Source organism: Pseudomonas sp. PB101, assembly GCF_009764265.1.
Taxonomy (GTDB): Bacteria; Pseudomonadota; Gammaproteobacteria; order Pseudomonadales; family Pseudomonadaceae; genus Aquipseudomonas.
In genome coordinates this window covers 82476-94651 of sequence record NZ_RWIR01000060.1, presented here as the reverse complement: position 1 = coordinate 94651, position 12176 = coordinate 82476, and the positions used below count along the sequence as shown (strand labels likewise).

Genomic DNA, 12176 nt, shown 5'->3' with positions numbered 1-12176 from the left:
TCCCACAGTGACTTATGGTGTTGGATAGTTCCGGGCAAAATCCTGTAGCTGCGGATAGAACAACCGAAAGTCCTCGCTCAACGGTTCATACAACCGGCGCAACTCCTGCATCGCCGCCGCCAGCTCTTCCGGTCGGGTCAGGCGCCGCGAGATCCCGCGCAACACCTGCTCCAGCACTTCGAACTGCTGATACGACCCCAACCAGTCATTGGCCACCATGTGCGGCGCGATCTTCGCCAGCCGCTCCGGCAGTTGCCGTTCGCTGGACAATGCCCGATAGACGTCCGAGGTGAACAACGCCAGAGGCCGGTCGGCATACAGCGCCCAGTCCCGAGCCAGGCAATGGTCGAAAAACACGTCGAGGACGATCCCCGCGTAGCGCCGACGGGTCAGGGAGAAACGCGACAGCGCGACATCCACCAGCGGATGGCGATCGGTGAACACGTCGATGCTGCGGTGCAACTGGATAGCCCCCTCGATTTCCGGAGCGAACTGCCCTTGCAGGCGTCCCTTGACGAAATCGCCATACAGGCTGCCGAGCAATTGGCCGGGACGCTGGCCACCGAGGTGAAGATGTGCGAGATAGTTCATGGGCGCAGCTTAGCACTGCCCCCTTGTCTTGTTACACTCAACGTATCGTTATAACTCGATATACCGAAATGTGAGCGGCTCAGAGCCAAATCATATTTGTATATCGCGAAATACCGATTTAAAGTTCGCCTCATCGCGATATAGCGTTTTAAACATCACGAGCCCACATCATGACCATCAACCTCGACGAAATAATAAAAGCCCTGGCACACCCGGTACGGCGAGAAATCCTGCACTGGCTCAAGGACCCGACCGTCGAATTTCCCGACCAGTCCCACAGCAACGAGCACGGCGTTTGCGCCGGGCAGATCGATCAACGTTGCGGCCTGTCGCAGTCCACGGTGTCCGCACACCTGGCGACCCTGCAACGCGCCGGCCTGATCAGCAGCCGCAAAGTCGGCCAGTGGCACTTTTTCAAACGCAACGAGGAAACCATCCAGGAATTCCTCAAGACCTTCAGCCAAGAGCTCTGAAGCCGAAAAGGAATTAGATAATGCCCCTCTCGCTACTCATCCTCGCCTTGAGCGCCTTCGCCATCGGCACCACCGAGTTCGTCATCATGGGCCTGCTGCCCAACGTGGCAGCCGACCTCGGTGTGTCGATTCCCGGTGCCGGCTGGCTGGTGACCGGTTACGCCCTGGGCGTGGCCATCGGTGCGCCGTTCATGGCGCTGGCCACGGCCAGACTGCCGCGCAAGGCAGCCCTGGTGGCGCTGATGGGCATCTTCATTATCGGCAACCTGCTCTGCGCAGTGGCCGGCGACTACAACGTGCTGATGTTTGCCCGTGTGGTCACCGCCCTGTGCCATGGCGCCTTCTTCGGCATCGGTTCAGTGGTAGCCGCCGGCCTGGTGCCTGCGAACAAACGCGCTTCGGCCGTGGCCCTGATGTTCACCGGCCTGACCCTGGCCAACGTCCTCGGCGTGCCGTTGGGCACCGCCCTCGGTCAGGAAGCCGGCTGGCGCTCGACCTTCTGGGCCGTGACCGTGATTGGTGTGATCGCCCTGATCGGTCTGATCCGCTTCCTGCCGGCACAGCGTGATGAAGAAAAACTCGACATGCGCGCCGAACTGGCCGCACTCAAGGGCGCCGGCATCTGGCTGTCCCTGAGCATGACCGCGCTGTTCGCCGCCTCGGTGTTCACCCTGTTCACCTACGTTGCGCCGCTGCTCGGCGAAGTCACCGGCGTCTCGCCCCGTGGCGTGACCTGGACCCTGATGCTGATCGGCCTGGGCCTGACGGTGGGCAACATCATCGGCGGCAAGCTGGCTGACAAAGGCATGGCCGCGACCCTGATCGGCGTGTTCGTCACCATGGCCGTGGTGTCCACCGTGCTGACCTGGACCAGCGTCGCGCTGATCCCGACCGAAATCACCCTGTTCCTCTGGGCCACCGCGTGTTTTGCCGCCGTACCGGCGCTGCAAGTGAACGTAGTGACCTTCGGCAAGGCCGCACCGAACCTGGTGTCGACCCTGAACATCGGCGCATTCAACGTCGGCAACGCCTTGGGTGCCTGGGTCGGCGGCAGTGTGATCGCCCACGGCTTCGGCTTGACCAGCGTGCCGCTCGCCGCAGCCGCACTGGCAGTACTCGCCCTGCTGGTCACCCTGATCACTTTCCGTCAGAGCGGCAATCCCGATCTGGCACCTGCTACCCACTGATTCACCATTACCTCACGAGGGTTGTATTAGATGACGACTATTTTCGATCCGATCAAACTGGGCGACCTCGAGTTGGCCAACCGCATCATCATGGCGCCGCTGACCCGCTGCCGCGCCGACGAAGGCCGAGTGCCGAACGCGCTGATGGCCGAGTACTACGTGCAGCGCGCCTCCGCCGGCCTGATCCTCAGCGAAGCCACTTCGGTCACCCCGATGGGCGTCGGCTACCCGGACACCCCGGGCATCTGGTCCAACGACCAGGTACGTGGCTGGTCCAACGTGACCAAGGCGGTCCATGGCGCGGGCGGCAAGATCTTCCTGCAACTGTGGCACGTGGGCCGGGTGTCGCACCCGTCGTACCTGAACGGTGATGCCCCGGTCGCGCCGAGCGCCATACAGCCAAAGGGCCACGTCAGCCTGGTGCGCCCGATGGCCGACTACCCAACGCCGCGCGCCCTGGAAACCGCTGAAATCGCCGACATCGTCGACGCTTACCGCGTCGGTGCCGAGAACGCCAAGGCCGCCGGCTTCGACGGCGTGGAAATCCACGGCGCCAACGGCTACCTGCTCGACCAGTTCCTGCAAAGCAGCACCAACCAGCGCACCGACAACTACGGCGGTTCCCTGGAAAACCGTGCCCGCCTGCTGTTGGAAGTGACTGACGCCGCCATCGAAATCTGGGGCGCCGGCCGCGTCGGTGTGCACCTGGCACCACGCGCCGATTCCCATGACATGGGCGATGACAACCTGACTGAAACCTTCACCTACGTGGCTCGTGAACTGGGCAAGCGTGGCATCGCCTTCATCTGCTCCCGCGAGAAAGAAGGTGCGGACAGCCTCGGCCCACAGCTCAAGGAAGCCTTCGGCGGCCCTTACATCGCCAACGAGCGCTTCACCAAGGACAGCGCCAATGCCTGGCTGGCCAGCGGCAAGGCCGATGCGGTCGCCTTTGGCGTGCCGTTCATTGCCAACCCGGACTTGCCGGCCCGCTTGAAAGCCGATGCGCCGCTGAACGAAGCGCGTCCGGAACTGTTCTACGCCAAGGGCCCGGTCGGCTACATCGACTACCCGACGCTGTAAGCCGCTGCCATTGAAACGCAAAAGCCCCGACTCGAAAGAGCCGGGGCTTTTTGTTATCTGGCGGATTAACACCATCTACTGTGGGAGCGAGCTTGCTCGCGATGGCGGCGTAACCATCAACGAAGACGTCGACTGACACACCGCTATCGCGAGCAAGCTCGCTCCCACAGGGGGTGCGATTATCGGCAGATGCTCACAGACTCGACACAAAATCCCTACAAATTACTGAGCTTGCTACCTGTCAACCTGCCGACTGTAAGTATATAAAAGCACCCCATTGTCGAAGGACGCGTGAAGAACTGTTCATCTTCGGCTTCAACGGTTGACACACAAGACGCCGATTACGCATTTTGCTTTATTTGCGCAGGCTGGGGCTCAAGCGCAGCATGTCCAGCCCTGTATCGACCCAACGCGCGGCTTCGGTGTGTAACTCAAAGCTGTCGGGGGCCAGCAACCACTGGTACAGGATGCCATCGATATAAGCATGCAGGCTGATCGCAGCGCGGGCGGTGTCTAGGTTTTCCGGCAATTGGCCACGATTCACCGCATTACTCAGCGCCAGGCCGATCCGCAGATTGCATTCGAGGCTGGCTGACACCCGTTGCTGGCGCAGGTCGCACATTTCATCGGTGAATTCGCACTTATGAAAAAGAATCTCATTGATGCGTCGGGTTTTCGGGTCCAGCGCAATCTGATGAAACAAATGAATCAGCAGTTTGCGCATGCAGCCCAGAGGATCGAGTTCGTCTTCGCTCTCGCTGGCCTTGGCCATTTCTTCCAGCGGCTCATGCAGGGTGTCGAGCATGGCCTGCACCAGATCCGCCTTGTTGCTGAAATGCCAGTAAATGGCCCCGCGAGTGACGCCGGCCAGGGTCGCGATGTCCGCCAGGGTCGTGCGCGCCACGCCTCGCTCGTAAAAGGCCTTTTCGGCCGCCACGAGAATTTGCGCGCGGGTTTCCTGAGCTTCCTCTTTGGTACGACGGACCATGGCAGTACAACCTCAATCAGGGTGCTTCAGCGATGTCTGAATATCAGCTGAATAAAAGTGGGGCGAACGTTCTGGGGGTTCGTCCCCGGCCTACAATTTCTACCTTTCAACGTCTTGTGTAACGACGGTGATACGCAGCCTGGGTCTTTACAAACAACCATGTACGTAAGTATATTCCTTAGCAAGCTACTTATCCACTCGGTAAACAAATTTCAACCTTCCACCTTTCCGGTGCGCTCCTTGCGCGCCTGACCCGAGGATTTTCATGCAATTCAAGCCAGCTGTTACCGCTCTGGTCGCCGCCGTCGCCCTGGCATCGCTACTCAGCGGATGCAAAAAGGAAGAGGCAGCACCGGTCGCCCCACCCCCTCAGGTCGGCGTCGTGACTCTGCAACCGCAAGCTTTCACCCTGACCTCCGATCTGCCCGGCCGTACCAGTGCGTTCCGCATCGCCGAAGTCCGCCCGCAGGTCAACGGCATCATTCTCAAGCGCCTGTTCAAGGAAGGCAGCGACGTCAAGGCCGGCCAGCAGCTGTATCAGATCGATCCGTCGGTCTATGACGCGACCTTGAAAAGCGCCGAAGCCAACCTGCGTTCGACCAAGTCGATTTCCGACCGCTACAAGCAATTGGTCGACGAGCAGGCTGTAAGCCGTCAGGAATACGACACCGCAGTCGCCAACCGCCTGCAATCGGAAGCCGCGCTGCAATCTGCCCAGATCAACGTGCGCTACACCAAGGTCTATGCCCCGCTGACCGGCCGCATCGGCCGCTCCTCGGTGACCGAAGGCGCGCTGGTCAGCAATGCCCAGGTCGATGCGATGGCGGTGATCCAGCAGATCGACCCGATCTACGTCGACGTGACGCAGTCCTCGGTCGAGCTGTTGCAACTGCGTCGTGAGCTGGAAAGCGGTCGCCTGCAAAAGGCCGGTGACAACGCCGCTTCGGTCAAGCTGACCCTCGAAGACGGCAGCGAGTACAAGCTGGACGGCAAGCTGGAGTTCTCGGAAATCTCGGTTGACCAGACCACCGGTTCCGTCACCCTGCGCGCCATTTTCCCCAACCCTGACCACACCCTTCTGCCTGGCATGTTCGTGCACGCCAAGTTGCTGGCCGGTGTGAACAGCGCGGCGATCCTGGCCCCGCAGCAAGGCGTGACCCGCGACCTCAAGGGTTCGCCGACCGCACTGGTCGTCGGCCCGGACAACAAGGTCGAACTGCGTCAACTCAAGGCCAACCGCACCGTCGGTAACCAGTGGCTGATCGAAGACGGCCTCAAGGCCGGCGATCGCCTGATTACCGAAGGTCTGCAATTCGTCAAACCTGGCATCGAAGTCAAGGCCAGTGAAGCGACCAACGTAGCCGTAAAGAACCCGGCCCCCGCCCAGGCAGCTGACAAAGCCTCTGGCGGCAAAGGGGAGTAAACCATGTCGAAATTTTTTATCGACCGTCCGATTTTCGCCTGGGTAATTGCCCTGGTGATCATGTTGGTCGGGGCACTATCGATCCTGCGGTTGCCGATCAACCAGTACCCGAGCATCGCACCACCCGCGATCGCCATCTCCGTGACCTACCCGGGTGCTTCGGCACAAACGGTACAGGACACCGTGGTCCAGGTGATCGAGCAACAGCTCAACGGTATCGACAACCTGCGTTATGTCTCGTCGGAAAGTAACTCCGACGGCACCATGACCATTACCGCGACCTTCGAGCAAGGCACCAACTCCGACACCGCGCAGGTTCAGGTCCAGAACAAGCTGAACCTGGCCACCCCGCTGCTGCCGCAGGAAGTGCAACAGCAAGGTATCCGCGTCACCAAGGCCGTGAAGAACTTCCTGTTGGTGATCGGCGTGGTGTCGCGTGACGGCAGCATGACCAAGGACGACCTGTCCAACTACATCGTGTCGAACATGCAGGACCCGATCTCGCGAACCGCCGGTGTCGGTGACTTCCAGGTGTTCGGTTCGCAGTACGCCATGCGTATCTGGCTCGACCCGGCCAAGTTGAACAACTACAACCTGACCCCGATCGACGTCAAGACCGCCATCGCCGCGCAGAACGTCCAGGTGTCGTCCGGCCAGCTCGGCGGCCTGCCTGCCCTGCCCGGCACCCAGCTGAACGCGACGATCATCGGCAAGACCCGCCTGCAGACCGCCGAGCAATTCGACAAGATCCTGCTCAAGGTCAACAAGGACGGCTCCCAGGTTCGCCTCAAAGATGTTGCCGAAGTCGGCCTGGGTGGCGAGAACTACAGCATCAACGCCCAGTTCAACGGCGCCCCGGCTTCCGGCCTGGCGGTGAAACTGGCCACCGGTGCCAACGCTCTGGATACCGCCAAGGCCCTGCGCACGACCATCGACAGCCTCAAGCCGTTCTTCCCGCAAGGGATGGAAGTGGTGTTCCCGTACGACACCACGCCGGTGGTGACCGAGTCGATCAAGGGCGTGGTTCATACCCTGGTCGAAGCGATCGCACTGGTGTTCCTGGTGATGTTCCTGTTCCTGCAAAACTTCCGCGCCACGGTGATCACCACGATGACCGTACCGGTGGTATTGCTCGGTACGTTCGGCATCCTCGCGGCCGCTGGATTCAGCATCAACACCCTGACCATGTTCGGCATGGTGCTGGCCATCGGCTTGCTGGTGGACGACGCCATCGTCGTGGTGGAAAACGTCGAACGGGTGATGAGCGAGGAAGGCCTGTCACCCAAGGAAGCCACCAAGAAGTCCATGGGCCAGATCCAGGGCGCACTGGTCGGTATCGCCCTGGTGCTGTCGGCGGTTCTGCTGCCAATGGCGTTCTTCAGCGGTTCCACCGGCGTGATCTACAAGCAGTTCTCGATCACCATCGTCTCGGCCATGGCCCTGTCGGTACTGGTTGCGCTGATCTTCACCCCGGCGCTCTGCGCGACCATGCTCAAGCCGATTCCGAAAGGCGAGCACGGCACGCCGAAACGCGGCTTCTTTGGCTGGTTCAACCGAAACTTCGACCGCGGCGTTCGCGGCTACGAGCGCGGTGTCGGCAACATCCTGCAGCGCAAGATCCCGTATCTGCTGGCGTACCTGCTGATCGTGGTGGGCATGATCTGGCTGTTCACCCGCATTCCAACGGCGTTCCTGCCGGAAGAAGACCAGGGTGTACTGTTCGCCCAGGTGCAAACCCCGGCAGGCTCCACGGCTCAGCGTACCCAGGTGGTCGTCGACGAAATGCGTGAATTCCTGCTGCGTCCGGGCAAGGACGGCGGTGAAGGCGATGCGGTGAACTCGGTGTTTACCGTGACCGGCTTCAACTTCGCCGGCCGCGGCCAGAGTTCGGGCATGGCGTTCATCATGCTGCGTCCGTGGGACGAACGTAACGCCGACAACAACGTGTTCAAGGTGGCGGCCCGTGCCCAGCAGCACTTCTTCACCTTCCGCGATGCCATGGTGTTCGCTTTCGCGCCACCGGCGGTACTGGAACTGGGTAACGCCACCGGTTTCGACGTGTTCCTGCAGGACCGCGCCGGCATCGGCCACGAAAAACTGATGGAAGCGCGCAACCAGTTCCTCGGTATGGCCGCGCAAAGCAAGATCCTGACTCAGGTGCGTCCGAACGGCCTGAACGACGAACCGCAGTATCAGCTGGAAATCGATGACGAGAAGGCCAGTGCCCTGGGCATTACCATCGCCGACATCAACAACACCCTGTCGATTGCGCTGGGCAGTAGCTACGTCAACGACTTCATCGACCGTGGTCGGGTGAAGAAGGTCTACGTGCAAGGCATACCAGGCTCGCGAATGGGCCCTGAAGACCTGCAGAAGTGGTACGTGCGCAACGCCCAGGGAACCATGGTGCCGTTCTCGGCATTCGCCAAGGGCGAGTGGATCTACGGTTCGCCGAAACTGGCCCGCTACAACGGCGTGGAAGCGATGGAAATCCTCGGTGCTCCGGCCCCGGGTTACTCCACCGGTGAAGCCATGGCCGAAGTCGAGGCCATTGCCAAGAAACTGCCGGCGGGTGTCGGTATTTCCTGGACCGGCCTGTCGTACGAAGAGCGTCTGTCCGGTTCGCAAGCGCCGGCGCTGTACGCCCTGTCGCTGCTGATGGTGTTCCTGTGCCTGGCGGCGCTGTATGAAAGCTGGTCGATTCCGATCGCGGTGATGTTGGTCGTGCCGCTGGGGATCATCGGTGCACTGATGGCCACCAGCCTGCGCGGTTTGTCCAACGACGTGTACTTCCAGGTGGGTCTGTTGACGACTATCGGTCTGGCGGCGAAAAACGCCATTCTGATTGTCGAATTTGCCAAGGAGCTGCACGAACAGGGGCGTAGCCTGCGCGATGCGGCAATCGAAGCCTGCCGCATGCGTCTGCGACCGATCATCATGACCTCGCTCGCCTTCGTTCTGGGTGTGGTACCACTGGCGATATCCACGGGCGCAGGTTCCGGTAGCCAGCATGCAATCGGTACCGGCGTGATCGGCGGTATGATCACCGCCACAGTGCTGGCGATCTTCTGGGTCCCGCTGTTTTTCGTCACCGTGTCGTCCATTGGCCAGCGTAAAAAGGTCGACCAGGATGACGCTACTGAAACTCCTAAAGAGGCTGGCCAATGAGCAAGTCGCTACTCTCCCTGGCAGTCGCCGCCTTCGTGCTCGGTGGCTGCTCGCTGATACCTGATTATCAGCAGCCCGAAGCACCGGTGGCGGGCCAGTACCCGCAGGGCCTGGCGTACTCGCCGGCCCAGGCACCGGCGCAGGCGGCTGCCGAGCAGGGCTGGAAGCAGTTTTTCCATGACCCGGCGCTGCAACAGCTGATCCAGGTGGCCCTGGAAAACAACCGTGACCTGCGTGTCGCGGCCCTGAACATCGACGCGTTCGCGGCTCAGTACCGCATCTCCCGTGCCGATCTGTTCCCGGCCGTCTCGGCCAACGGCAGCGGCAGCCGCCAGCGCCTTCCGGCTGACGCTTCGCAGACCGGCGAAGCCGGCATCACCAGTTCCTACTCGGCAACTGTTGGCGTCAGCGCCTACGAACTCGACCTGTTCGGTCGGGTTCGCAGCCTGAACGAAGAAGCCCTGCAGAAGTACTTCGCCACCGAAGAAGGCCGCCGCAGCACGCAGATCAGCCTGGTGGCCAGCGTGGCCAATGCCTACCTGACCTGGCAGGCCGACAAGGAACTGTACAAGCTGACCCAGGACACCCTCGCCGCGTTCGAGGAGAGCTACAAGCTCACCGCCCGCAGCAACGAAGTCGGTGTCGCTTCCGCCCTGGACCTCGCGCAGTCGCGCACCTCGGTGGAAAACGCCCGTGCACAACTGGCCAAGTACACCCGTCAGGTCGCCCAGGACGAGAACAGCCTGGTGCTGCTGCTCGGCACCGGTATCCCGGCCAACCTGCAAGCGGCCAAACCGCTTGCCGACGACCTGCTGAGCGACGTTCCGCCGGGCTTGCCGTCGGACCTGCTGCACCGTCGTCCGGACATCCTCCAGGCCGAATACAACTTGAAGGCCGCCAACGCCAACATCGGCGCGGCGCGGGCTGCGTTCTTCCCGAGCATCAGCCTCACGGCCAATGCCGGTACCCTGAGCCCGGATCTGTCCGGTCTGTTCAAGGGTGGTTCGGGCACCTGGCTGTTCCAGCCGCAGATCAACCTGCCGATCTTCAACGCCGGCAGCCTGCGTGCCAGCCTGGATTACTCGAAAATCCAGAAAGACATCGGCGTGGCGAACTACGAGAAGTCCATTCAAACGGCCTTCCAGGAAGTCGCCGACGGCCTGGCCGCCCGCCAGACCTACGTCCAGCAGTTGCAGGCACAGAAAGATTTCGTCAGTGCCAACCAGGACTACTACCGCCTGGCCGAGCGTCGTTACCGCATCGGTGTCGACAGCAACCTGACCTTCCTCGATGCCCAGCGTCAGCTGTTCAGTGCGCAACAGGTACTGATCACCGACCGTCTGGCGCAGCTGGTCAGCCAGGTCAACCTGTACAAGGCCCTGGGTGGTGGCTGGAACGAACAGACGGCGAAGAACGAGCCGTTGAAAGAAGAAGCGCCGAAGATGAAGTATTTCTGATAGCGCTGTGGAAACAAGGGGCCCACCTTTTGGTGGGCTTTTTGTTGGCTGCGGGAAAAGTTGCGTTGTCAGTGATGGCCCCATCGCGAGCAAGCTCGCTCCCACAGGGAATGGGTGTTGAATACAAAAACTGTGTTCACCGAAGATCCAATGTGGGAGCGGGCTTGCCCGCGATGAGGCCAGTACAGGCACTACAAAACCCAGATCAATGTTGCGTTCGATAATCGCCCAAAACCCGCTTTTTACAATTGAACCATCTAGTACATTCAATTCACCATCCGAACCACAAAACCAATAACAACAGGTTCGACACCATGCCCCCGCGCCCCGCCCTCTCCGGCTGATCCGCTTCGTTTGTGCTGATTTCGACTGTTCGTCTGCAACCCCCGGTTGCGGCATCACCCCGCTTCATCCCCAAGAATTAGAGAGACCCGAGCTCATGACGCCTTCCACCGCGCAGTATTTCGTTCCCGGCCTGATCGCCGCCGCCCTGGCCAGTGCCGCCCTGCCCGCCTACGCCGAGGAATCGGGTTTTGTCGAAGGGGCCAAGGTCAACCTGAACCTGCGCAACTTCTACATCAACCGCAACTTCACCAACCCGACCAAGACCCAGGGCAAGGCTGAAGAGTGGACGCAGAGCTTCATCCTCGACGCCAAGTCCGGGTTCACCCAGGGCACCGTCGGGTTCGGCATGGATGTGCTCGGCTTGTATTCGGTGAAGCTCGACGGCGGCAAAGGCACCGCAGGCACGCAACTGCTGCCGCTGGACCACGACGGCCGCCCGGCGGACAACTTCGGCCGCACCAACGTGGCGTTCAAGGCCAAGCTGTCGCAGACCGAAGTGAAGGTCGGCGAATGGATGCCGGTGCTGCCGATCCTGCGTTCGGACGATGGTCGTTCGCTGCCGCAAACCTTCCGTGGCGGCCAGATCACCTCGAAGGAAATCAATGGCCTGGCGCTCTACGGCGGCCAGTTCCGCCAGAACAGCCCGCGCGACGACAGCAGCATGGACGACATGTCGATGACCGGCAAAGCCGCGTTCACCTCCGACCGTTTCAACTTCCAGGGCGGCGAGTACGTGTTCAACGACAAACGCACCCAGATCGGTCTGTGGAACGCTGAGCTCAAGGACATCTACAGCCAGCAATTCGTCAACCTGATCCACAGCCAGCCGCTTGGCGACTGGACCCTGGGCGCGAACCTCGGTTTCTTCTACGGCAAGGACGACGGCAGCGCCCGGGCCGGCGAGCTGGACAACAAAACCATGTACGGCTTGTTCTCGGCCAAGTACGGCGGCAACACCTTTTACGTCGGCCTGCAAAAACTCACTGGCGACAATGCCTGGATGCGGGTCAACGGCACCAGCGGCGGCACCCTGGCCAACGACAGCTACAACTCCAGCTACGACAACGCCCAGGAGAAATCCTGGCAAGTACGCCACGACTACAACTTCGCCGCCCTCGGCGTACCGGGCCTGACCCTGATGAACCGCTACATCAGCGGCGACAATGTGCACACCGGCAGTATCACCGACGGCAAGGAATGGGGACGTGAATCGGAACTGGGCTACACCGTGCAGAGCGGTGCGCTGAAAGACTTGAACGTGAAGTGGCGCAATTCGACCATGCGCCGGGACTACAGCAACAACGAGTTCGATGAGAACCGCGTGATCATCAGCTATCCGATCAGCTTGTTGTAAATCTCAAATACGCCATCGCGGGCAAGCCCGCTCCCACAGGTTTTGTGTGTGCCCCAAGATTTGGGCATGACATAAAACTTTGTGGGAGCGGGCTTGCCCGCGATGGCGTC

Annotated in this window: 9 protein-coding genes; 7 read left to right on the top strand and 2 right to left on the bottom strand. The window is 61.1% G+C overall.

The window, feature by feature from the left end; translation table 11 throughout:
• Positions 1–12: 12 nt before the first annotated feature.
• Positions 13–591 carry an ACP phosphodiesterase gene (locus tag EI969_RS18590; protein ID WP_160389078.1) on the bottom strand — a complete coding sequence of 193 codons (579 nt, stop codon included), beginning with the start codon at positions 589–591 and terminating at the stop codon, positions 13–15.
• Between the two features lie 170 nt (positions 592–761).
• Between EI969_RS18590 and EI969_RS18585 the strand changes: the two genes are divergently transcribed.
• Genes EI969_RS18585 through EI969_RS18575 form a run of 3 tightly spaced genes read left to right on the top strand, consistent with a single transcriptional unit; the run spans position 762 to position 3331 of the window.
• Positions 762–1064: a helix-turn-helix transcriptional regulator gene (locus EI969_RS18585; RefSeq protein ID WP_116262187.1), complete on the top strand. Its 303-nt coding sequence runs from the start codon at positions 762–764 to the stop codon at positions 1062–1064.
• A 20-nt stretch (positions 1065–1084) separates the two neighbouring features.
• A complete protein-coding gene (locus EI969_RS18580; protein ID WP_160389077.1) occupies positions 1085–2251 on the top strand; it encodes an MFS transporter in 1167 nt (388 codons plus the stop codon).
• A gap of 30 nt (positions 2252–2281) precedes the next feature.
• Positions 2282–3331 carry an alkene reductase gene (locus EI969_RS18575; protein ID WP_160389076.1) on the top strand — a complete coding sequence of 350 codons (1050 nt, stop codon included), beginning with the start codon at positions 2282–2284 and terminating at the stop codon, positions 3329–3331.
• 355 nt (positions 3332–3686) lie between these two features.
• Here EI969_RS18575 and emhR read toward each other — a convergent pair whose 3' ends face one another.
• Complete coding sequence (gene emhR, locus EI969_RS18570; protein ID WP_160389075.1) at positions 3687–4319, bottom strand: efflux system transcriptional repressor EmhR; 633 nt, start codon at positions 4317–4319, stop codon at positions 3687–3689.
• Positions 4320–4584: 265 nt separating this feature from the next.
• Between emhR and EI969_RS18565 the strand changes: the two genes are divergently transcribed.
• The 4 genes from EI969_RS18565 (at position 4585) to EI969_RS18550 (ending at position 12066) form a co-directional block, all read left to right on the top strand.
• Positions 4585–5742 (top strand): efflux RND transporter periplasmic adaptor subunit, encoded by a 1158-nt coding sequence (locus EI969_RS18565; RefSeq protein WP_160389074.1) that lies wholly within the window; start codon positions 4585–4587, stop codon positions 5740–5742.
• A gap of 3 nt (positions 5743–5745) precedes the next feature.
• Positions 5746–8910, top strand: coding sequence for an efflux RND transporter permease subunit EmhB (gene emhB, locus EI969_RS18560; protein WP_160389073.1), 3165 nt, complete (start codon positions 5746–5748; stop codon positions 8908–8910).
• Positions 8907–10367, top strand: coding sequence for an efflux RND transporter outer membrane subunit EmhC (emhC, locus tag EI969_RS18555; protein ID WP_160389072.1), 1461 nt, complete (start codon positions 8907–8909; stop codon positions 10365–10367). The genes emhB and emhC overlap by 4 nt, the downstream gene beginning before the upstream one ends.
• A gap of 439 nt (positions 10368–10806) precedes the next feature.
• Positions 10807–12066: an OprD family porin gene (locus EI969_RS18550; protein WP_160389071.1), complete on the top strand. Its 1260-nt coding sequence runs from the start codon at positions 10807–10809 to the stop codon at positions 12064–12066.
• Positions 12067–12176 lie beyond the last annotated feature (110 nt).

What these genes read in the sequence shown, in the direction of transcription:
- emhR (WP_160389075.1), bottom strand. Translation starts at nt 4,319, where the DNA reads ATGGTCCGTCGTACCAAAGAGGAAGCTCAGGAAACCCGCGCGCAAATT.
- emhB (WP_160389073.1), top strand. Translation starts at nt 5,746, where the DNA reads ATGTCGAAATTTTTTATCGACCGTCCGATTTTCGCCTGGGTAATTGCC.
- emhC (WP_160389072.1), top strand. Translation starts at nt 8,907, where the DNA reads ATGAGCAAGTCGCTACTCTCCCTGGCAGTCGCCGCCTTCGTGCTCGGT.
- EI969_RS18580 (WP_160389077.1), top strand. Translation starts at nt 1,085, where the DNA reads ATGCCCCTCTCGCTACTCATCCTCGCCTTGAGCGCCTTCGCCATCGGC.
- EI969_RS18565 (WP_160389074.1), top strand. Translation starts at nt 4,585, where the DNA reads ATGCAATTCAAGCCAGCTGTTACCGCTCTGGTCGCCGCCGTCGCCCTG.
- EI969_RS18590 (WP_160389078.1), bottom strand. Translation starts at nt 591, where the DNA reads ATGAACTATCTCGCACATCTTCACCTCGGTGGCCAGCGTCCCGGCCAA.
- EI969_RS18575 (WP_160389076.1), top strand. Translation starts at nt 2,282, where the DNA reads ATGACGACTATTTTCGATCCGATCAAACTGGGCGACCTCGAGTTGGCC.
- EI969_RS18550 (WP_160389071.1), top strand. Translation starts at nt 10,807, where the DNA reads ATGACGCCTTCCACCGCGCAGTATTTCGTTCCCGGCCTGATCGCCGCC.
- EI969_RS18585 (WP_116262187.1), top strand. Translation starts at nt 762, where the DNA reads ATGACCATCAACCTCGACGAAATAATAAAAGCCCTGGCACACCCGGTA.